The sequence below is a fragment of the Adhaeribacter rhizoryzae genome (assembly GCF_008629685.1).
In the GTDB taxonomy this organism is placed as follows: Bacteria; Bacteroidota; Bacteroidia; order Cytophagales; family Hymenobacteraceae; genus Adhaeribacter; species Adhaeribacter rhizoryzae.
Genome location: NZ_VWSF01000016.1, coordinates 76,112 through 97,493, shown reverse-complemented (window position 1 = coordinate 97,493; position 21,382 = coordinate 76,112). Strand labels below are relative to the sequence as shown.

Genomic DNA, 21,382 nt, shown 5'->3' with positions numbered 1-21,382 from the left:
ATTATGAATTATTTAAATAAAAATTCTCAGGTAAGTTAATACATTGTTTAATTAAACAGCAGGCGGTATTTATTTCTTGGCAGAAGCCGGGGGCAAGGGGCTATTGCCTTCTCTAACTTTCTGGTAAAACAATAAATGGTATTCTAAGGCATAACCCCAGTAAGGCCAGGTATGAGCGCCGGGCCGTTCTATGTATTCGTGGGGAGTTTTGTTGTAAACCAGCCGGCGGTGCAATTCGCGGTTGCTCTCAATTAAGAAATCGTCTACGCCGCAATCAATAAATATTTTTACGTCGTTGGCTTTTAGTTGGTCAGCCAGGTACACCATCGAGTTGGCTTTAAACTTCTCCAGATTTTGTTCTTTCGGGCCGAGTAATTTTTCGATGCTCTGGTTCAGGTTTTTGGCTTCGAGGCCCGAAATATCGAGCGCGCCGCTCATGCTGCCGGCCGCGCTGTACAGTTGCGGGTGGCGCGCCGACAAATACAAAGCACCGTGGCCGCCCATACTCAGGCCCGAAATAAACCTACCCTCTCGGGTTTTAACTGTTCGATAATCTTTATCTACCCGGTCAACTAGTTCTTTTGTGATGAAGGTTTCGAACTGGGTTTCTTTGTCCAGGGGGCTATCGAGGTACCAACTGCTAAAGCCGCCGTCGGGCGTTACAATAATCATGTTGTATTTATCGGCCATGCGGTGCAGTAATTCCTTATCCGGGGTTTTGGTAAGCCAATCGCGGAAATTGCCACTGTAGCCGTGCAATAAATACAACACCGGGAAAGCCATTTTGGCTTTTTTATACGATTGCGGCACCACTACTCCGACCCGCCAGGTTTTATTCATGGCCGCACTCTGAATAGTTAGGGTATCTACCTTAGCCGCCCACGAGCTGAAAGTTGTTAGAAACAAAAAAACAAAGAGGGTACTTTTAAATAATTTCATCGGGTAATAAAAAGAAATTAGCAAGTTATAGAGCAATGTTAAGCAGATAAGCGCGTAAACCCAAATCTGCATATAAAAGCCATTAATTTACCGGGTTCAGCAGAAAAGCTTTATTGCCGGTAGTAGCGGGTCCGGATATTTTGGCAACGGCTGCCGTGTAACGCGGGTCTTTATATTGCCGGGCAGCCTCCAGCAGCAACGGCAAAACGCCGGCATAATTTATTGCTTTTATTTGCTGATGCGGCCATTTTTGCTCCTCCTTAATAAACGGCAGAAAATAATCGATGGCGGTCCGGATGCCTTTGCCATCAGGTGTTTTGTAATGCCATAAATCTACGCCTACGTGGCGGCCCAGCGAAGCCAAATCGAAAAATGCCTGCAGGTTCATGGTGCTGTAGTTAAACGATAGAGTGCGGGCCAGTTCGTGGGGCTGCGAACCATCGGGCTTAATTTGCGTGGCAACGCGTTTGGTTTTTACTTCTTCCAGTATTTTTTTGGCCAAATCTGGCTTACCCGAAAACAGTGCAAAAGAGGCCACTTGCACATCGTACCAGGTGCCGTGGTTGTTATGCTCATCGGCTTCGTCTACCCCCAACGGACTTTTCAAGAGCCAATTCAAATATTCGCCAAACCACTTTTCCAGGCCTTGCTGGTCGGCTTTGGTCCAGGCTTTGGAGCCCGCCAGTAAACCAACAGCATCTACCAGGTAAGGGAAATAATGCGTATCGATAATGCCAATGCCCCGGCCCTGGGTTATGCCCGGAATAGCTTGCCCATAGTTTAAGTTGGGGTTCATGCGCGTGGCTTCGTTTAAGAACCAGGTGCGGATTAAGGTGGCCGCGTGCGTAGCATATTTTTCGTTCCGGCTGAAATAATAAGCATAAGCCAGATTCATTACCGCTTCCTGCATCTGTTTCAGTTCATCGTTGTCGCCGTTTTTAGTACGTTCCGGATTTACTTCGCCGTCGCGCCGGATGTAAGGCAAGCCGTTGGGTTTGCTGGGGTCGGGCCACCAGTAAGGGCCTACGCTCATGTAATCGTGCTTATCGCCGCTGGGTGGTATAATTTGCTTGTGCATTACCGTAAGGGGGCCAAGTTGCAAAGCTTTATCGGCTTCGGTTATCAGCTTTTTGTAAGCAGCGGTAGTAGCGGCATCGCCGGCTTTTAGTTTTTTAGCCGCTAGTTCTAAAGCCGCCGGTTTTAGAATAAATAGCCGTGGTGCTTTGGTTTCTTTTGGGAAAGCGGCGGTTATTGTTGTTTGGATTAAGAGAAAAAAGACAAACCAGCGCAACAAATTATTGGTTTTTATAAGAAACATATTTATTAAAACGCCTTAAAGAAATGATAAATAAGCAGAGTGGAAATTAGGTATACACTTTATTAGAAACAGGCTTACTCTTATTCACTAATAATTATGGGCCCAGGTACTAGTTTTTCGTTGAGAACTTCTTTGGTTTTGGGCACCAGTTTGTTCAATGTTAAATAAGTATTGTCAGTAGCATTAAGTACTAAAACAGGAACAGCATACTTTTTAAAGTTCTGTTGGTACTGCAAATTCTTGTCGAAGGTGAATAAAGCGTCAAAGTTCTCGGCTATTAATAGCTTCATTAATTCTCCATTCTTCTTTCCGGCCCAGCCTTTGTCGTGAACTGTGTAGATTTCATGTTCCGAAAAAGCAAGTTTTAGCCGCTTGGGTAAGTTTTCATCAAGCAGCAGCTTCATACAGCTTTTCAATATTTTTAGAAGTCATTATTTTTTCGGCAATTCCCAATACACTAACTGCTTGTTCTTTGCTTACCGAAGGAAAATCTTCTAAAAACTCGTCTAAAGAAACTCCTTTTTCTAAATGAAAGAAAAGGGTTTCTATTGGAACTCGGGTTCCTTTAAAAACGGGTTGCCCTCCTAATATTTTTTGGTCAATACTGATGTAGTCTTTGATATTTGTCATTATACTAAATTTATGATTTAAGTAAAGTAGCGTAATTCTTTAGTTTGTGCCTTGCGTCCCGGCTTAGTATAACCACCCAAAGCAAACCGAATAAATCTTAACTTAAGCATTTAAACACGGTTGTAGTAAAGGCACTATTAAGCAGCATATTGGTTTTATAGTATTAATTTAGAAGGTCTCTGCCTATTATCAAAGAGCGTTATAATTTCAACCACCTGCTTATTTATTCTATAATAGATGGTAATTTGAGGGGTCAAAACAGAACGTCTAACGTTCTTTCTGCTATTCGTTAAGGGATAAAGAAGAGGTCGTTGTGCAATGATATTTATCCTGTTATCGAGCTTTCGGAAGAATTTTGCTATTTCTACTTCCGTCCAGTTGTCCGTTAAATATTTAATAATATTGTCAAGATTGGCTAAGGCTTTGTTTGTCCAGACTACTTTATAGCCATTTCTCATAACGCTTCTTTACTTCTTCATGAGCAGTTACTTTACCATTCTGGGCATCGTCTAGCCCTTGGTCAATAGCATCTTTCTCGGCTTGGGTAATTTCTTCCCACCAATCAGCTTCTGCCGGTTGATTCTCCTTTAAATATTTAATTCTTTCTATTACGGTCTGGTCTGTAACTCCGGCAAGCCATTCTATAAGCTTTAATTTTTCTGCTTGTATATTCATAACAGTTTATTTTACAGGATTTAACATTTTCAGTTGGGAATCCTTATACCTTTTCTTTCCCGACTAGTTTCCTAACGGTTTGCGTGTAGGTGACAGACCTTCTTTTATTTGAAGTAAAAGTCAAGCCCATTTAACGGATTTGTTATAAAATATTGTTTATCTTCATGTGTCTCGTGTGCAAAGTTGAAAATCCGTTTTGCTCTTTCTATTTCTTCTTGTTTAGGGGCTGAAAATAATCTGACTGCTCTGGCTTTCCATATTTGTAAATATTGCCAAGCCAATTGTCTAATGTTTTCGTTTTCGTCAACGGTTCCTATCATTAAGTCAGGGATTGTTATCCATCCGCCAATTTTATTGAAAAGATTCAACATTGATCTTTTTAGTTCGTAGTTGCCGTTTTTGTAAATTTCTCTTGCCTTCGCCAAAACCTCTTGTCTCGGAACAAGTGATAAAAAGTCAATGATTACGTTTCTAAGTCCAACATATGAACTATCAAGGTTTGCAAAAGCAAATTCATAAGCATTTTCTTCGTCAAGTTTACACAGGACTAAAAAAGCTGTCTTTCTAATCTTTATTTTATTGTCGTTTAAATAGTTTTTTACATTTTTTGAGTATTGTTTTGCTTCAACTTCTGCAAGTCCAATGAGAGAACCAATTACTTGATTACCAACTTGTAAGCTTTTATTGTAAAAGTCAGCAAAGTTAATACTTGTTTGCTTTAGCGTAAATCTTGCAAAATATCTTATTGTAGCTGAATTGTCAGCTAAATAGTTTTTAACGACATTTTCAAATTCGTCTCGGTTCTTTAGACAAAGAAGAGTTTGAAATCTGACTCTAGCTGACTTGTCATTTAGTAATTGGTCAATTTCACTTTGTTCAAGTTTGTCAAAGTGGTCAACAGCCAAATTTCTTATCAGAAAATGTTTATCGGTTAGAAATATTTTTAATTCCTTTGAAATATCAATCAAAGAACTTGAAATATGTTTAGCTAAAATCAATCTTAGTTTATCGGGATACTTGCTGAAATTAGTAATTACATAATTTCTGTTTTCTGAAGCAATAAAATTAATTATTTCTTGATAAACTCCGCTTAAGTCAGTCCGTTCAACCTTTTGAAGCCATGTAATAATTGGCAAGTTTTCAATAAGACTATCAATGTATGCACCTGTTTTGTAAATCTCAATTCCTTTAAGTGCTTCTTGTCGAACTGGCAAAACCCAATCAGCCAATCTATAAATTAAAAACTTGATAGCTCTTCGATTATTAACTTGTGAAAGTCTTTTGACAGCTTTTTCTCGAATATAACCACTTCCGTTTAATGAACTAATTGCCAACAACTCAACATACTGCTCTGTCGGAAAATTAGCTTCATAGAAGTCAATATCACTTTTCGAAATGTTGCAGTGTTTAAGAGTATCGTAATATTCTTTTTTATTGTCAATCTTCTTAAATAAGTGAATGATTGTCCTGCAAGTAGTTTCTCTTATTTCTTTATTACTGTCTTTAAGATAATCAGTTAAGCTGTATATAAGACTTGGATAGCCGTTACTAGCTATTTTTGTCAAGGCATTAATTTTCTCTTCGGTGTTGTCCTTAGAGAAAAACCAAGTCTTGTTCGGTCTTCTTAAAATTTCTATGTATTGCCAGATTTCCATTTCTTACCGTGTCATCTTTTAGGCTTTCCACTAACCTTTTTACATACACATTCTTGGCGTTAATCTGTCCAAAGTGGAATAATAAACGTACCTAACAATATAGTAAAGCCACCATAAAGCAGCAAGCATAAAATAAAAAAACCGGAGTTACCCGGCTCTTTTATTTTAACCTGCGAATATTCTACCCTGAACGCTTGTCAACGATAAAATCAACAAGCTGTAAATTACTGCTGTTACGCAAAATCAAACTGTATGCTTCTGATTAGTCTTTGAAATCCACTTCTGTCATTCAGGAGGAAACTATTTGGCGGGGAACTAAATAGTTTCCTCCCGGAATCCTCGGATTCCCAGAATGACACGAGTGGGTTACTTGAACTTCCAATTCTTAGGCTTTTGCGCAACAGCCGTTAATGAAAACTAATTTGCTTATCCTTTTTTCGCTGGCGCTTTGGTTTTATTCATTTGCTCCCAGCGCATCAGGCCTTCAATAAAATAATAATCGGCGTAGTTCAGGGGTACATCTATTTCGGAGTTGTTGGGTAAGTGGCCGGTAGAGTGCATCAGAACAAAGTTATTGTTGGTGTTGGCTTTGGCCAGGTAAGCCGGCGAAGCTAAACTGGCTAACATTTGCGAAGCCGCTTTTTTGTAGGTTTCGCCTTTGGCACCGGAATATTTGCTTAACTCCAACAAGCCAGAAGCGGCAATAGCGGCGGCGGAAGCATCGCGGGGTAAATCGGCCCGGGCAGGCGCATCAAAATCCCAGTAAGGAATTTTATCGGCCGGCGTATTTTTGTGGTTGATGAAGAAATCGGCAATGGCTTGCGCTTGTTTCAGGAAACGCGGGTCTTTGGTTTCGCGGTAAGTAACGGTGTAGCCATATAAGCCCCAGGCTTGGCCACGGGCCCAAGCCGAAGCATCGGAGTAGCCCTGGTGGGTGGTTTTCTTACGCACCTGGCCGGTTAGGGTATCATAATCTACTACGTGAAAACTGCTGTAATCGGGACGGAAATGGTGTTTAAGCGTGGTTAAGGCGTGGGTGGTGGCCACATTGGCATAAATCGGGTCGCCGGTTTGCTTAGAAGCCCAGTACAGCATTTCCAGGTTCATCATGTTGTCAATAATTACCGGGTAATCCCACTTATCGCGGTTGTGGTCCCAGGACCGGATAACGCCGGCTTTCTTATTAAAACGGGTAATCAGCGATTTAGAAGCCTGAATAATAATGTCTTTGTATTTCGGATCTTTGGTTAAGCGGTAACCATTGCCAAAGCTGCAGAAAATCATAAAGCCTAAGTCGTGGGTTCCTTTGTTAAACTGCTCTTTTTCTAAGCCGGCGGTCCACTGGCGGGCCAGCGTTTCCCATTTTTTATCTTTGGTATATTCGTACGTTAGCCACAACGAACCGGGGAAGAAACCGCTGGTCCAGTCGCGCGAAGCAGTAGTGGCAATAGTACCGTCTTTTTTAGTAGAACGGGGATATTTGGTTAAGTCGGTGTTGGTTTTGGCCATGTTGGCTAAATGCACCTGAACGGCTTGCATGGCACTTTTCACCGGAACGGAGGCATACTGTACAAAAGCAAAAATGGAAATCAGGCCGAGCACGGCCATTAGTTTATAAGAAATTTTCATGATGGATTTGGTAAATAATTTAAGCTATTAGTAATGGTGGAAATAAATTTTTATTCTTTTTAATCGGAAAATTTATACTCTTATTAATTAGTTAAGTGCTTCACTTATTGTAGTTATGTTGAGCTTGTCGAAGTAGCTATAATCTACTTTATAATGCTGTTATAGATCCTTCGACAAGCTCAGGATGACCAATATTCATTTTTAAAAGCATTCTCTATTTAAGCGCATTCTCTATTTGATAGTAGTATTAAATTTAATAAAGTTAGAGAAAGTATCCGGGAGAACCAAAGTTTGGTTTTGCCCGGCCATAAGCTGGTATTTTACCGCGCTGCAATCTCAAAAGAGAGCTTATCCTGGGTTTTGGGCTGCGTTACTTTAAAGTTGATGCGGTAAATGGTATCGCCCCATTTCTGAATAATGCCTTTGTCTTCCATGGCCGTGAGTTTTACTTTTTCTACGGTAGGCTGCATTTGGCTGGCGTTATATTTTATTACAAAATCGCGGGCTTTACCTTCTTTCGGACTGTAATGAATAACCAGTTCGCCGGGCGCTCTTACTTCGGCGGGGTAGCAGGTCATCAGATGCTGGGTGAGTTCGCCGGCGTCTTTCAGGTTAATAACATCGGCTACCTGCACGTTTTTACCCCGGTTTAACCGCACGGTGCGCTGCCAGCTGTTAATACCGGCTTCGGCAGGGTAAGCTTTGGCGATATCCAGCGAAAACTGGGCAAAGTTTTTACCGGCATTGTAATTTACGCCCGTGGCTTTGTATTGGCTGCCCGGCAATTGGGTTTTGCCGTTTACTGTAGGTGCGTTGTGGTGGTCGGAGCAATTGTACCAAATGTCGTAGCGTTTATTGCTGAAGGTTTTGCTCGTGTAAGTTCCCCGACCCACATCTATCAGCAGCGGTTGCCCGTCGTAATACACCACGTAATTGCCAATGTCGTTGTGATTGTGGCTTTCGTCGTTGTGGCCGCCTTTGGCTGCTACGTACAACCCTTTGGTAGTGCCTGCCTGATCGCGGGCGACCATTACCTGCAAATCGGGCAGCCAAACATCTTTGGGGAGCGGCAAACCGCCTTTGGCTTTCTGGTATTCCTCCTGCATAAACAGCGCAAAGAAATTCCGGAAATAATGGAAACGGCCAACAGAACCATTTTCGGGTTCGCGGTAATAAGCCCCAAAGCGCATCATATCGGCATCTTTAATGTCTTTGCCGTAGCGGTAAATCATGTTCGCCGACATTTTGGGCTGCGGATCGGCATCGGCGAAGTTGAGAAAATATTTATCGCTGATTTGAGCCCGGAAAATAAACTTGCCCATGTTTTTGAATTTTGCATCCTGGTACACATAAGCAAAAGCATCTTTACTGGCCAGGTTCAGCATCGAAATATTATCGTACAACGAGGCCGCTGCGGCACCCCAGTAACTCGGACCTTCGTCGCAGCCGCCATCCTGCGGGTATGGGTTAAGGAATTCGTCCAGTACATCTAAGGTTTTAAACACCATAGCGGTGCGTTTCTGCTCGTCTTTTTCCAGCAACAAAGCCGTATTTAACCAGTTCGAGCAAATCCAAGGATTCCAGTTATTCGGCGCCCGGCCGTTCTTGGTCTTCGTCATCCAGCCGTGCGGCTTGTTCATAAGCGGTTTAAACAAGCGCGCATTGGTTTCGTTGTAAATTCTTTTCCGGATTTCGGGCGAAACCGCATCCAATTTCTCGCCCAGAAAATAATCGACCCAGGCCAGATAAGTACCTGTTTCGGCGGCAAATAAATCTACAAACGGTTCAGCGGTATTAATTAAGCCGCTATATGATTGCCCTTGCGACAAGTGCGCCGGCACGCCCCAGAAAGATTCCTCGCATATAGACCAAACACCATCAATAATCGGGTCGATAAAGCGGCCTTGGTTCTCGTGAATTTCGGCTAGCAGCAATATTCCCAGTACTTCTCTTTTCTTGAAACTGATGGTTTGGTACTCGTCGCGGTCGCCGGTGCGTACAAAGAGCAGCGATTTGGTAGCTGGTATATAAGGCCATTCGTAATTCAGATAGCCTTCCGCCTTTTTTACGTACGCCTGCATCATCGCTTGGTCGGCTTTAGACCAGCCGCTACGGTTCTGCAACTTCGGGAAAGGCTCCCAACTGGCCTGCGGAATTAAAATCTTTTTTATTTCTTCTGCCGTGTATTTGCCGCTAAGCAAGTTTTTATCCTGCGCCCAGCCCACTCCGCAAACCCAGAAGAGCACAAAAACCAATAATATTTTTTTCATGTGAAATTTTAAGTTTGGTTGATTCAATTATTTGTGGTGGATATTTTTAATTGGACGTTGGTAGCTTTTATTGGACGTTGGTAGCAAGACGTTGGATATTAGACCTTTGATTTATATTATTTAAATATTCCAGTCACCAAGGTCTGTGCCCTCACAGACCTGTAGCATAACTTTAGCTACCGGCTTTCTTTCGGTTTGTGAGGGCACAAACCGAGGAAAGGGAAATGGCTGCTCTTTAACAGCGAATAATATTTCATTAGATAGCTTCATTATTTTAACCTTTTGGGTTTGGCAAAATCCTGTTCCATTTGGTAAGGCAGTTCCCAAACTTTATTTCCTTTCTTGTTTGTGAAATATAACTTCGATTCTGAGAATTTGTCGGCGTTGCCGTCGGCCCAGAAAGCGTAAAAACCAGGATGGGCGTTTAGCGGACGACGGGCATACGAGTGGTTACGCGGGCTGTTTTGCGTAATTTGTTGCTGCTTTGCCCAAGTTTTGCCGCCATCTTTACTCACCCACAAAGCCATTTCGCCGCCGGTACCGTACCGTTGCGGCCCTGGTTCGGTGGGGCCAATAATTCCCCAGTAATCGCCTTTAATGTAAAGCGAACCCATGTCGTAGTTGTGCGTCGATTCGCAGACTTTCCGGAATTGCCATTGGCCGTTTTCCCAACTAATAATTACCCACTCGTGCGGGTCGCCTTTGGGGCCGGGCTGAAAGTGGCGGCTCACCACGGCTAATATGACGGGATTGCCATTTTTATCGAAGTTCAGGTCATTCAGGTAAACCAGCTTGCCTTCGGCCTGGTAATCTTTTACGATGGCTTCGTGCTGCGAATCGGCTAAAGGAATAACAACGGGTTTACCCGATATGGTTTTCCAGGTTCTACCCATATCTTCGGTTTGCACCAGGTAAATATTGGTACGCTTATCTACGTTGCCGCCGGGGTGGTAATTAAACACCGAAACCAGTTTATTCCCGTGTTGGTTGGTAAGCTGGTAATGGCCGCCCATGCCCGCCAGTTTTTGGGCAGGGGCCCAGGTTTTCCCATCCGGACTGGTGGCAAAATACAGCTCCCGGCCTTTAGTGTAGCGGGTAAACATATGGATAAACCCTTTACCGGGTACCCACCAGGGCTGCGGGTAAGTCATGTCGTCCTCGTATATTTTATCGAAAGCACTAATCTGGTAAGGCTCACGGCTTTTAAATATTAGCCCTAGCCGCGAAGTGTTCCGCCCGCTCACAAATACCCAGATATACCCTTGTTCATCAATGGAAAGCGAAGCATTGTCGTGCGGATCGTCCACGCCCATTTTATCGTACACAATAACCGGTTTAGGTACCACGCCCTTCCGGTGATCGTAGTAAGACAACATAATGAGCAGGTGTTTTTCGTTTTGTTGCGTGGTGCCGCCGTACACGAAAAAGGTTTTTTTCACCGCTGGCGCGTAAATAGCTACCGGAATGTGGTTAGCGGTATAAGTACCTAAACCGCCGGAATATTTATCGCCGTACTCCGAAAACTGCCCCAACGTAAACCAGATACCTTTATACCCGTCTGCCCGCTTGGTTTGCGCCTTTGCTCCTACTGAAATCAGCAGCACGAACAACCCGACTAATAAACACCAGCTTTTAAATTTACCCATGTTGTACTTTCTCTATGTTCTTTAATTCTACTCCCCGATTATTTGTTTTTAGCTTCCAAAACCACGCTTTGTCCGGCCATACCGCCGGTAGGCAATTTAACTTGTATGACAGTACCTTCTTTCTTCCCTTGCCAGGTAGCTTGCCAGTTGTCGCCGGCACCTTCGAAGCGGCTGGTAATATTTAATTGCAAGGTTTGTAGTTTGCGCGAAGGGTCCGAAACTGTTAATTTTTGGATACCTTTTTTACCTGTCTGAACCATCACCATACAAGGACTTTGGGCGGTAAGCAGCAGATTTTTAGTGATTTTTATTTTGCCGGGCTGGTAAAATACGACCTGGCTTACGTTGGTAGCTTTATTATTTACCGCTTGCAATTCTGGGGTATTCGCTAATATTTCTAATGGAGCTTTCTTGCGGTAAGCTTCTACCTGATTAGCTGCCAGGTTGGGCACAACTATGTAGGCGTAGCCGGCATTTCGCGGTTTGGTACCGTGGTCGAGCCACGCCTTAAACACATCTTTTTTTACTTCTTCGGTCGTGGCCCAGGTATGATGGTTTATTTCGCGCCAGTTGCCGGTAGCGGTATTATTTTTCAGGTGCAGCGCCGTGGGTGTTGTAAAAATATAAGCAATATTATCGTGCGCTACCCACGAAACTTTATCCAAGGTATGTTCGCCTGGTGGCAAAGTTTCTTCCTGGTTATTGCGTTTTACGGTTACCTGCTGGTTCAGCAAACTTTGGTTCAGGGTAGTAGCTACTGGGTAATCGGCTTCGGCGGTAATGCCGGCTCCCAGGCAAACGTATTCGTTCTCGAAGAAAAACCAGGCTTTGCGGGCTTTCAGCGGGTCATGTACGCTGGTTAAATCAATGGCGGCGGCACCCAGGTTGCCATCGGTTACACCACCCACAAAATCAGATTTTCCTTTTTTGGCAATTTCCTTCCAGGGCGGCAAGGCGGGTTTCTGCACCACCGTGGTACCGGGTATTTTTTGCCAATCCCACACCGGGAAAATATTAAAATATTCCTGGCCTGTAAGGGAAATAAAATTAGAGCCGTCGGCAAAGTGGTGGTTTTTCAGGCCTTCTTCGTTGTGCGGTTCTTCCATGTTATTCCCGCGACTCGAATGCATCCTAACGGAAGCGAAATAATTGGGTCGCTGGTGGGTAAAATATTCCGAATGCCAGAAAAAGTGGGTACGCGCTAAATTTGGTTTTATTTCGCCTTGGCGGATTTTTACCATCTCGGCCAGTTCTTCGCGGCGGTAATTCGAGGCCTGTAGTAAGTTTTGGGCTAATTCGGCGCTGGAGGGGCTGAGAATATCTTTGCGGGATAAATCGCGGTTTTTGGCACCTAGGTCCGGGTACCGGCCATACACCATCGATTGGCAAATACCGTCGAGGAAATAATCGACGAGCAGTTTCATGGCCGATTCGGGTAAGGTATATTTGGTGCCGGCAATTTTTACCGCCCAGTACGCAAACGAGCTGGCGTAACCGGTGCCGTAAGTCAAAGTAGAAATTACATTATCGGTGCGGTGATGAAAACTTAAATCGGGCTTCAGTCCCCGACCAGTGGTAACCTTAATTTCATCGGCCATCACTTTAACTACCCTTTCTAAAATTTGCTCGTCGCGGGCAAATAAACCTTGCTTACCCAGCATGGCCGCAATCTGAATCAGGTCGCCGCCGGGGCGTGCCCCGAAAGCTTCCAGGCTGGCGCGATTCGCAATTTTTAAACCTTTCTCGCGCTGGGTTGGGGTTAAATCAGTATCCAGCACCAGTAAAATATTAATCATGTGGCTGGGCGTACCCATTTCATTCCACCACCAGTTATCGCAAATAAAATCGTGCTTCAGCCAGAAATCCAGCGCCGCCGAAACCGTTTTTTTCAGTTCGGGATTGCCTTGAAATTTAGAATCCGGCTTCTTGAGCGCGCGGCCCATATCCAGCATATGCTGCAAATGCTCGCTGTGCTGAAAACCGGTGCGCGATACATCCTGGTAATTAATATTTGGCCAACTGCCATCCGGCTTTATGGATTTAATTAGTTGCGTAATCTGGGCTTCGTTAACTGCCGGTTCCAGCAAATCTGCGATAATCCGGGCGCGGATTTTTTCCAGATCGGCATTGGCCGTTTTATCAGGGGCAATGTTATCTGTAATAGCTTTTAGATTTTCTGATATATTATGCGCAACTGCCCCGAAAGGCAATAAATAAACAGAACAGCAAAAACTTAACAGGTAAACAGATTTATAATTCATGGTGGATAAACAGGATATTACAGCAGTAGGTGGGTAGCAATATTTAGGTACTTGAAAATTTACCACCCCTACCCCTCCTAAAACAGGAGGGGAGCTTTCTGTATATGTAAAATATATGATTGATTTTGCCAGAGCGTTAGTTTAGAAATATACCTTTAATCATAAATTAAAAAGGGTCTCATGAGCGTAGGAAAAGTCCAGGCAAAGTGGTGTGCGGGGTAATACAGCGGCCGCGCCTCTTTTACATAGGCGTTGTACTTTTCGTCTTTGTAAATCGGGTACATGGCTTCTAGTAAATTGCCGGGCCAGGAACTCGGTTTGCCGGGGTGCGGCTTTTGGAACCACTTCCACTCATCGGGGTGCTGACTGTGGTAAAGCATATAATCCAATGCGGTTTTAATGGAGCGGCCGTCTTCCTGGTAGGTAAACAGATTGGTGCCATCGGCCTGGTAGGCAACCCAACTTGCCGCCGTAATCGGAGCCAGCGAAAAATAGGTATACCAAATGCCGTTGGCCTCTCGCTTTACTTCTTCGGGCATGTGCCCGTCCGGGGCAATTTTATGAAACAAGTCGCTTTTTATTAAACGAATATTTTCGGCCACTTCAGCTTTATCGTCGAGCAGATAGGCGGTTAAAATAGAGCCCAACCGGCCCCAGTCGGCCCAGTTGTTTTTGCGGTTACGAATTTCGTCGGCCGATTTCCGGTAAACGTTTTTGGCCCAACCCATAAACTGTTCTTTGTCTTTAGCTTTCCAGCCTTTGTAGTTGTAGAGGAGTTCGGCCGAAATAATCATGGCGGTACCGGAGTAAGCCATCACGAGGCTGCCGTCGGCGTTCGAATATTTTGTATTCTTGTTTGCCCAAGCCATTAAGAACTCCAGCGATTTATCGGCGTACTTTTTTTTACCGCTTAATTGGTAAGCCAGGGCGCAAGCGTAAGCGTTAAAAGCGTCGGTTTGTAAACTTTTGGAGTTGGTCCGGTGGGCCAAGGCATCGCGGTAATAGCCTGGTACATTAAAATCGGCCAACGCATGGTCTTTTGCCTGCAACGCCGAATCTGCCTCGGCTATTAACTGCTGATAAGCCTGGTAGTAAGGCTGTTCTTTTTGCTTGATTTTCTGCTTTACAAAGTCAATCTGCTTTTTCGGGTGCATGCCGCCCGGATGCTCGTAAGCAACCGCATGTTGGCTTAAAACAAGACAAAAGAAAATAAATATTAATAAGCGTATACTTCGCATGAGAGATAATTTAAAATATATTGACTGTGAGATAGGCTCAGGTTTGATAAAATATTAGTGGAAAAATATTGATAGTTTAAGCAATCCACATTTGTCATTCAGGAGGAACCTATTTGGCTACCTGCTAAATAGGTTCCTCCTGAATGACAAATGTGGGCTCACTAGCCTTATAAAATATTACACATCCGGTATTTCGTACTACTACTTACCAGGTAGCGGTGATTTCGGCCAGTGGGCTAAGGGATGAACTTTGTTAGTTGCTTTCTTTTCGGCATTTTCCGGAATTAACAAAACCGTTAGGGTTCCTTTGGAATTGGCCGGCATTTTGGCTTCGAAACCGACCAGGGTTGTTCCGGGGTTCGGTGCATCGTAGTCTTTAGGCGGATCGGTGGACCAGGTTTTCATAGTTATTTGCGCTGGTTCCTGCACTTGCAAAATCAGTTTTTTACCGTTTTGGGTTAACTCCGCGCGGTTTTTGCCGGTGATTTTTACCTGGGCGGGGGTTAGCATAGTCCAGCGTACGGTGCTGGCTTGTGGTAGGGTTTCCAGCTCGTCGCGTACCACAACATACGCCTGATCTACAACGGCAATACCCCGGTTAGCTTTGGCCAGCGAACCCTCGTAAACAGTGCTCATGTCGGTAATGGCACTCATAAAGGCCGGTGCTTTGGAATAACCCGTAATTGGGGCTTTGCCAGCTACGCGTTGCAGTTCATTATTTACTGTAAGCGTATTGTGCACCCGGTTGGTGTACCGGAATACTTCCCAGCGCTGGGCATCCTGGGTACGGCCAAATAATTGTATGCCTTTCGATTCGAGCGATTCGTAACTTTGCATACCAAAGTCCATGGCCCAACGTACGCCGTTGGCTTCCATTACAAACGATCCAATATCCATGTGGGCGTGGTTTACCGAGGCTGAACCGCCTTTAAACCCTACGTAAATCGCGTTTGGGTCGGTCCAGGAGGTGCGCATGAGGGCTACCGGCATACTGCCCCCGCCTGCCCAAACTTTCTCCTTCGGAGTCGGAATATTTTGGATGCTCTGGCCGTTGCTCCAAATCATAATGGCCGGCAGCAGGCGATCTTTTACGTGTTTGCTGGCATCTTCATTTTGTAAACGGCTGCGCTCTACCCACAACACCGAGGGGTCTTTTAGTTTATTCGCGAACCAGAACATAGCCGGCTGCAAACCGCCGCCGGTACCAGCATCGGAATAATTAAAAGAACTACCCGATGGGCCCGTCATGTTTTGCAGGTAACCGGCCGTTTGCAGAAAACCGGGCTGGCTGTTTAAATTAAAATCCTGCCCAAAGGCTTTCTCGATGGCACTGTTAAACATCACGTTAAAGCTGGTGCCGTAGCCCCAGTAACCATAACCTTCGGGGTAAGCGCCGCCCGGACTATAATCATGCATAGGCAGCACAATGGTTTCGATGGCGCGATTAATAATATTGCGGGCGAGTTCGGGCTGGTCTTCGTAAATAGCCAGGGCACCGTAAGCCATACCGGCATTACAAACCTGGTTCCAGTTGTGGGTTACTTTCAGCCAGCTATTGTGTTTGGGATTGAGCGAAGGTTCTAAACCTTTTTTTAGAATGGCTTCTTTGATGGCAGTTTTAGCCGTAGCCGATAAATTTGGGTGCAGCCAGTCATAACCAATCGCCATGGCCATGGTCATTTCGGCCACATCCAGAAAGTGCGAAGGATTCCAGTCGCTGAACCCCGCAATGGCAACCATCTCTTTCTCGGCCCGCGCTAAATATTTAGGTTGCTGGCTTAAGCGGTAAGCATACGACAAAAAGAATATGCGCCGCAAGGCCTCCCGCGATTTATCGAGTAAACGCCGGCCAATCTGAATTCTTTCTACCGGTGGTTTATCCAGTAAATTATCGCTTTCAGTTAAGATAGCCTGGTGCATTTTCTCCCAGGTTTTATCGGCCGAGATGGTTTTCCGGATAGCGGCTTCTTCGCCGGTCAGCAATAATATACGCGGGTGCGCCGGCAGCTTGGTGTTGGTGGTAATGGGCCCGGTTTGCGCTGCTACCGAAGTGGATAGCAGCAGCAAAACGGCCAGGAGATTAATTAAGTGGTGGAATATTTTCATTTGAAAAAATTTAGTTGGTATTGTAAATCAGGTTGGTATGCAGCTTGGTTAATTATTGCGGGTTAGGTATCCAGTTGCCTTTGTTGCCTTGCCAGACCCACATGCGGGGGTTGCCGGCCATTTCTTGTGCAGGAGCTTTATCGCGGTGCGCCCGCCACATAGCGGTTACAAAAGGGTCGAAAGTGGTGGTTTCGGCTTTGGGGCGGGGATGTGTACCGCGGGCGCTGGCATATGGATCGTCCAGGCGCATCCATCGGTCGATGTAATCAAAATGCGCATCGTGGTTCCAGCGTTTTATAGCTTTCAGATACCGGGCGGCCAAGGCAGTTCCGGTCCAGGCGACGGCATTGCAGCACAAGCGGTAACTTTCGGAGGTTTTATCCCATTTTTCCCACTGCTCGGGCGGTTTTTCTTCGTAGTGGTCGCGCTTGCCGTGGTGCATCACCATCCAATAAAGCGCATTTTGCCCAAACCAGCCCTTGCCGTAATACGTTTGGGTATCTTCGTGAAAAAAGGCAGTTTCGGGTAGTTGGGTAAGCGTAGGATTATCGAGCATAATACTGGCAAATAAAATCGGCCACTTGCGGCCACTCGAATGGCCGCCGCCTTCGTTCCAGTAGCCGCCTACTTGGGCCAACCCGTACAAATCAATGCCCCGCTGAATTAAACCAATGGCTAATTTTTCTTTTTGCGCCTGCGGTACATCCAATAGCAGCATTAAACTAGCCATCGAAACCAGGCGGGCGTGTTCGCGGCCGTAGTTGGGTCCGTTTTCGTTGGGTACCAGTTCCTGCTGCTCCCAACTCATCAGGTGGTCCAGCCAGGGCCGCTGGAAATAGCGTTCGAATTCTGCCCAGTTGGGCACTTCGCCGGCAGGCTTTAGTTGGGGTAAATTTTTCCAATTAATGTTTCGGGCCTGGAATATCGGTTTTTCGGTTCCGGCATAAGGCGGCCGGAATGCATCGCGGGGCGGAACGGCGGTTAAACAGGTTAAAACAGCCGCCGTTTTCATGACGTTCTGGCATTTTTTTTCGCTTTCCGGCAGAATATTCTTTGCAAAATTATCGACCGGCAAAGTGGTATTGCTGATAGAAGAAATCAGTGACCGGTTGGGTGCGAGCTGCAAGGGTAACTTAATTACACCATCGGGGCTGTACGATCCGGACCGGGAATCGTAGCTTTGCCTGGTACCTACCTTTAGCACAATCATAGAGCCGTTGCGCATGGCCGTATCGGTTTTCAGGCTGGTATCGCCCCAATGGTTAATTTTAATGTTGGTAGCATCTGTCCGGATGGGACCCGGTTCCGGGGTAATTTTAACTACGGTTACCGGGCCAACTACCCACCAGTCGCCGGTAATAAACTGACCGCTTTGCACGGGTTTATCAAAAGTCCAGGTAATGCCGTACTGGTTTATTTCCTGCCGGTAATCGGTTTTGGCTAAATCGGCCCCGGCATACTGCGGTTTACTGCACCGGGTAAACGCTAAAAGAAGCAGCAGTTGAAGGGTAACTAGGGTAATTTTTTGCATGAATTATTCTTAAGTCACTCCACCCGGACTAATATTAAATTTAGTCAAGGCTGTTGAATAAAATTTATCGGTAAACTCGACGCTAAGCAGCTTTATTATTTTGTTTTAGGTTTGAAAGTCCTGGTTCTAATTACCCTTTTGATTTAAACAAAAACACGTATTCCTGTCGGAGAGCATCTTCTCTCCTATTACTATTGCCGTTTTTTAGTTATCAGCAAATGTTAATCCTCCCCCTACCCCCTCCAAAGGGGGACTGTTCCTGGTTATTGCATTAAGCTGGCGGCAGTGAGGCTTAAGCCTTCGCTGCGGTTAAGGCATTAAGATTACTTTATCAGCACGCACCAGTTGCTGCTCGTTTTGGTTGCCGTTGCCGGTATATTTATTGTTTTGAATTTTGCCGTTACGCACCGCGTAGGTTTCTACCCCGTATCCATCGTTAAACTGAATTTGGTTATTGCTGACGGTAATATTTTCAGAGCCCCGCGACAGAAATTCTACCATTACGCCGCTGTGGTCGTTCGCCTCGATTAAATTATCCTTAACCGTAATATTTTGAGATTCGGAAATTAATACCCCATAATAAGCATTGCGGGCAATTTCGGAATTGGTGATAACCGCATCTTGGCAATGGTCCAGGGCTATCCCGCTGCCGTGCGGCGAAGTATCCAGGCGGTTGTCTTTAATATTTATGTCGGAGCAATGGGTTAACAAGAGGTTGTGTTGCAATTTGGGACCGGGTACTATGCTAGAGCCGTTTTCGTCAAAATCGCAACGGGTAATATTTACGCCCGCTGCACCACTAATCAGCACACCGTTGAACGTACAATTGCGCACAGTCAGGTTGGTGAAGTTGATGCGCTTCATTTGGCCTTCTTGCAAAGCCCGGAAAATAATACCGCCCCGGTTGTAGCCAACGCGGTAAGAACGGGCACTGTTGGGATCGCTGGGTGGTTCCGGTTTGTTAGATCCTTCCACTACTAAATCCCGGATGGTTACATCGTGCAGGTCGTTGGCGGCATTAACCAAAGCTTCTCTTTCGCCGGAGGCCGGGTCCAGGAAGAGAATAGTGCCTAAACCTTCGCCGGCCAGCGTTATACCGCTGGGTATTTTGAGCGTGGTTGGTAAAGTATGTAAGCCCGCTTTGGCCACCACCCACTTACCAGTACCTGCCGCCGAGTTTAGTGCTTGCTGCAGCGATTGGCCGGGCGAAACCATAATGGCATTTTCCGGAAAATTAAATTTAGTTCCTACTCCTGCACCGGCCACATAGCCAATGGGGCTCGGTTTAGGCGTACCGGATTTCGTTTGTGCTTTGGTGGCAGGAACCCGCACGGCCGTTAAAATACTGCGGTTGGCTTTCGGGCGGATTGAGTCGAGGGCCATTTTGGTGTAAGGCATGGCCACGCCACGAGCAGTATAATGAGCATAAACGGCTTCGTAATCGTCTCGCAGGGTCTTGGCACGCTCCGATATTTTACCGTAACTCTGGGGTTGCTGGCCGAGCAAAAAGCTAGCGGTATATTCGTATCCTAAAGCCAGCCGGTTATTCCCCACCGAAAAAAGATCTACGCCCTGCGTGTAAGCTATTTGAGCAGCTCCCGCAAATTCGCCTAAACCTAACTGTACGTGGGCTTGGTCACGGGTACTTTCCTGGCATTGGCCGCTAGGGTAAATATATTTAAAAATACTGCCGTTCACGGGTGCCCGCAAATAATGGTTAACCGCATTCTGGAACATTTCGCGGTTATCGGTAAAAACCGCCATGGCCATAATGGAGTGAATAATGGCGCCATCCCAGTTGCCATTGGCCTGCGGATAATAATGCCGCATTAACGGATAGTACACCGTCATTAGCATATTCGAGAAGTTCTCTATCTCTTTTGGCTGCCAGCCGGCGTTGGTGTAGCGCAATATTTCGGCGGCATTACATAGTACGTGGCCGGTCCAGGCGGCTAAGAGCTTGGCATCGTTGTAGTCAAAATCCCAGAGCACCGGCGACCAGGCATTTAATATTTCGATAGCTTTATCTGCGTAGGCTTTATCCTGGGTAATGTACCAGACGAGGGCACAGTTGTAGGCTATTTGGGCACTTTTGGCCAGGTCGTCGCCGCCAATATTAGGTTTGCCGTAGGGTCCGCGCAGCACGTGGGTATACGGCTTAACGATATAATTTAAATCGGCTGCGGCTTTGAGGCGGGTAAAGGCATCTTTATAAGGTTGTTCGCCTTTTAGCACCAGGCTTTTCATGTGGGCCAGGTCCTGGGCGGTTTGGTCGATGCCTGGATGCGTAAACTTTTGGGCCAAAGCCTGCGCGGGCAACAGAGCAGTTAAAGCAACTAAGGTAAATAAAACCGTAAATACCGTAAAAAGTCTTATCATATTTACGCCGGGCAATTAGCTTTAGTAAGAAATGGCCCCGCCTAAGCGAGGCCTCTCTTACCTTAATATATTATACTTTTATTTATTATTTACTTATTACAGCGTAAAGCGCTTGATGCTAATCACGGCACTTTTAGCTGTATTATTTATCGAATTAACATAAACATAAGCCCGATACTTACCATCAGCGGTTTCAACCCAGATCCCCGATTCGGCTCTCATATTCAGGGCAAAATTAGGGGCATCTGCAATGTTCAGTTGCTGAAAATCCAGGTCATCGATAAATACCCCAAATTGTGCCCGAGCCAGTTGCTGGTCTCGCAACGCCCATACCTTATTAATTTTGGTATTGCGATTTACCCCCGCTGGCAGGGTAATACCTGGCCGGTATTGGGCGTCGGTGGCTGGCGCTACCAAAGCGTGGGCAAAAGAAGTTGGCGTAGTCCGGTGTAAATAAACCAGGTCAATCTTACCGGCGTTAGCTTCTGCTGCAGCGGCGTTATATACGGCCATATCTTCAATAGAAATATAAGCGGCATCGCCATCCTTTACTGCCAGGTCCAGCTTCATATCCATTTTAGAGATATTGTAAGGTCCCATAGAATAAGAAACTGTTTCGCCGTTGCTGCTATTGGCGGTAAATTTAAAGGTAACGGATTGCCCGCGGGCAGCTTCCGGAATGCGGTAAAAGTAACGCAAAGTAGCGGCCATGGTATCGGCAGAGAAAGTAACTTTGGTTATTTTACCTTCGGTAACTGATGGCTCGCCAATTTTTACGCCCACATCTGCCCCATTACTGCCGGCAGAATAAGAATTATTTTCAAGGTAAGTGCCAGTTGCGCCTTCTATAGAAGCTTCTACTTGCGCCGATTCCAATTTGCCCCTGGTTTCGGGGAGGGCCATGGCATAAGTAAATTCTATATTCTGGCCTACCAAATTGGGTCCTAGCGACCGTTTAATTACGTCGTTCTGGAGCGCATCTTTGGTAGTGGGAATAGCATACTTCTCTTCCTCGCAGGCATTCAAAAGCAGGAGCAATGCCAGCAGAATAGGTATATTTAAAATATATTTACGTTTCATTGATTATTATCTTTTAGCTTCAAGG

The 21,382-nt window shown here is 45.5% G+C and carries 16 protein-coding genes; all 16 read right to left on the bottom strand.

Annotated features, from left to right (window positions below; translation table 11 throughout):
- Positions 1 to 69: 69 nt before the first annotated feature.
- The 16 genes from F0145_RS18230 to F0145_RS18155 all read right to left on the bottom strand — a co-directional run bounded on the left by F0145_RS18230 (position 70) and on the right by F0145_RS18155 (position 21,357).
- Complete coding sequence (locus F0145_RS18230) at positions 70 to 939, bottom strand: alpha/beta hydrolase (protein ID WP_150090582.1); 870 nt, start codon at positions 937 to 939, stop codon at positions 70 to 72.
- Positions 940 to 1,021: 82 nt separating this feature from the next.
- Complete coding sequence (locus F0145_RS18225) at positions 1,022 to 2,257, bottom strand: alginate lyase family protein (protein ID WP_150090580.1); 1,236 nt, start codon at positions 2,255 to 2,257, stop codon at positions 1,022 to 1,024.
- Between the two features lie 80 nt (positions 2,258 to 2,337).
- Complete coding sequence (locus F0145_RS18220; protein ID WP_150090578.1) at positions 2,338 to 2,661, bottom strand: DUF5615 family PIN-like protein; 324 nt, start codon at positions 2,659 to 2,661, stop codon at positions 2,338 to 2,340.
- Positions 2,645 to 2,887 (bottom strand): DUF433 domain-containing protein, encoded by a 243-nt coding sequence (locus tag F0145_RS18215; protein ID WP_150090576.1) that lies wholly within the window; start codon positions 2,885 to 2,887, stop codon positions 2,645 to 2,647. Before F0145_RS18215 ends, F0145_RS18220 begins: the two co-directional genes overlap by 17 nt.
- Before the next feature lie 155 nt (positions 2,888 to 3,042).
- Positions 3,043 to 3,345, bottom strand: coding sequence for a type II toxin-antitoxin system RelE/ParE family toxin (locus tag F0145_RS27035; RefSeq protein ID WP_150090574.1), 303 nt, complete (start codon positions 3,343 to 3,345; stop codon positions 3,043 to 3,045).
- Complete coding sequence (locus tag F0145_RS18205; RefSeq protein ID WP_150090572.1) at positions 3,329 to 3,562, bottom strand: hypothetical protein; 234 nt, start codon at positions 3,560 to 3,562, stop codon at positions 3,329 to 3,331. Before F0145_RS18205 ends, F0145_RS27035 begins: the two co-directional genes overlap by 17 nt.
- Positions 3,563 to 3,666: 104 nt before the next feature.
- Positions 3,667 to 5,217 carry a hypothetical protein gene (locus tag F0145_RS18200; protein ID WP_150090570.1) on the bottom strand — a complete coding sequence of 517 codons (1,551 nt, stop codon included), beginning with the start codon at positions 5,215 to 5,217 and terminating at the stop codon, positions 3,667 to 3,669.
- A 426-nt stretch (positions 5,218 to 5,643) separates the two neighbouring features.
- Positions 5,644 to 6,846: a glycoside hydrolase family 88 protein gene (locus F0145_RS18195; protein WP_150090569.1), complete on the bottom strand. Its 1,203-nt coding sequence runs from the start codon at positions 6,844 to 6,846 to the stop codon at positions 5,644 to 5,646.
- Between the two features lie 320 nt (positions 6,847 to 7,166).
- Positions 7,167 to 9,116, bottom strand: a complete 1,950-nt coding sequence (locus F0145_RS18190) for a heparinase II/III domain-containing protein (RefSeq protein WP_150090567.1) — start codon at positions 9,114 to 9,116, stop codon at positions 7,167 to 7,169.
- A gap of 269 nt (positions 9,117 to 9,385) precedes the next feature.
- Positions 9,386 to 10,762 (bottom strand): BNR-4 repeat-containing protein, encoded by a 1,377-nt coding sequence (locus F0145_RS18185; protein WP_150090565.1) that lies wholly within the window; start codon positions 10,760 to 10,762, stop codon positions 9,386 to 9,388.
- Between the two features lie 38 nt (positions 10,763 to 10,800).
- A complete protein-coding gene (locus F0145_RS18180; RefSeq protein WP_150090563.1) occupies positions 10,801 to 13,023 on the bottom strand; it encodes a polysaccharide lyase family 8 super-sandwich domain-containing protein in 2,223 nt (740 codons plus the stop codon).
- Positions 13,024 to 13,178: 155 nt separating this feature from the next.
- Positions 13,179 to 14,261, bottom strand: a complete 1,083-nt coding sequence (locus tag F0145_RS18175; RefSeq protein WP_223816144.1) for an alginate lyase family protein — start codon at positions 14,259 to 14,261, stop codon at positions 13,179 to 13,181.
- A 201-nt stretch (positions 14,262 to 14,462) separates the two neighbouring features.
- The gene (locus F0145_RS18170; protein ID WP_150090561.1) at positions 14,463 to 16,367 is read right to left on the bottom strand and encodes a heparinase II/III domain-containing protein; all 1,905 of its coding nucleotides are present in this window, start codon (positions 16,365 to 16,367) and stop codon (positions 14,463 to 14,465) included.
- A gap of 52 nt (positions 16,368 to 16,419) precedes the next feature.
- Positions 16,420 to 17,898, bottom strand: coding sequence for a hypothetical protein (locus F0145_RS18165; RefSeq protein ID WP_150090560.1), 1,479 nt, complete (start codon positions 17,896 to 17,898; stop codon positions 16,420 to 16,422).
- Between the two features lie 309 nt (positions 17,899 to 18,207).
- Entirely contained in the window at positions 18,208 to 20,277 is a 2,070-nt protein-coding gene (locus tag F0145_RS18160) for a right-handed parallel beta-helix repeat-containing protein (RefSeq protein WP_150090558.1), read from the bottom strand.
- Positions 20,278 to 20,373: 96 nt separating this feature from the next.
- Complete coding sequence (locus F0145_RS18155) at positions 20,374 to 21,357, bottom strand: DUF4466 family protein (protein WP_150090556.1); 984 nt, start codon at positions 21,355 to 21,357, stop codon at positions 20,374 to 20,376.
- Between the last annotated feature and the right edge of the window lie 25 nt (positions 21,358 to 21,382).

Excerpts from the sequence above, each read along its gene's own strand:
- F0145_RS18230 (WP_150090582.1), bottom strand. The coding sequence starts at position 939 with ATGAAATTATTTAAAAGTACCCTCTTTGTTTTTTTGTTTCTAACAACT.
- F0145_RS18225 (WP_150090580.1), bottom strand. The coding sequence starts at position 2,257 with ATGTTTCTTATAAAAACCAATAATTTGTTGCGCTGGTTTGTCTTTTTT.
- F0145_RS18220 (WP_150090578.1), bottom strand. The coding sequence starts at position 2,661 with ATGAAGCTGCTGCTTGATGAAAACTTACCCAAGCGGCTAAAACTTGCT.
- F0145_RS18215 (WP_150090576.1), bottom strand. The coding sequence starts at position 2,887 with ATGACAAATATCAAAGACTACATCAGTATTGACCAAAAAATATTAGGA.
- F0145_RS27035 (WP_150090574.1), bottom strand. The coding sequence starts at position 3,345 with ATGAGAAATGGCTATAAAGTAGTCTGGACAAACAAAGCCTTAGCCAAT.
- F0145_RS18205 (WP_150090572.1), bottom strand. The coding sequence starts at position 3,562 with ATGAATATACAAGCAGAAAAATTAAAGCTTATAGAATGGCTTGCCGGA.
- F0145_RS18200 (WP_150090570.1), bottom strand. The coding sequence starts at position 5,217 with ATGGAAATCTGGCAATACATAGAAATTTTAAGAAGACCGAACAAGACT.
- F0145_RS18195 (WP_150090569.1), bottom strand. The coding sequence starts at position 6,846 with ATGAAAATTTCTTATAAACTAATGGCCGTGCTCGGCCTGATTTCCATT.
- F0145_RS18190 (WP_150090567.1), bottom strand. The coding sequence starts at position 9,116 with ATGAAAAAAATATTATTGGTTTTTGTGCTCTTCTGGGTTTGCGGAGTG.
- F0145_RS18185 (WP_150090565.1), bottom strand. The coding sequence starts at position 10,762 with ATGGGTAAATTTAAAAGCTGGTGTTTATTAGTCGGGTTGTTCGTGCTG.
- F0145_RS18180 (WP_150090563.1), bottom strand. The coding sequence starts at position 13,023 with ATGAATTATAAATCTGTTTACCTGTTAAGTTTTTGCTGTTCTGTTTAT.
- F0145_RS18175 (WP_223816144.1), bottom strand. The coding sequence starts at position 14,261 with ATGCGAAGTATACGCTTATTAATATTTATTTTCTTTTGTCTTGTTTTA.
- F0145_RS18170 (WP_150090561.1), bottom strand. The coding sequence starts at position 16,367 with ATGAAAATATTCCACCACTTAATTAATCTCCTGGCCGTTTTGCTGCTG.
- F0145_RS18165 (WP_150090560.1), bottom strand. The coding sequence starts at position 17,898 with ATGCAAAAAATTACCCTAGTTACCCTTCAACTGCTGCTTCTTTTAGCG.
- F0145_RS18160 (WP_150090558.1), bottom strand. The coding sequence starts at position 20,277 with ATGATAAGACTTTTTACGGTATTTACGGTTTTATTTACCTTAGTTGCT.
- F0145_RS18155 (WP_150090556.1), bottom strand. The coding sequence starts at position 21,357 with ATGAAACGTAAATATATTTTAAATATACCTATTCTGCTGGCATTGCTC.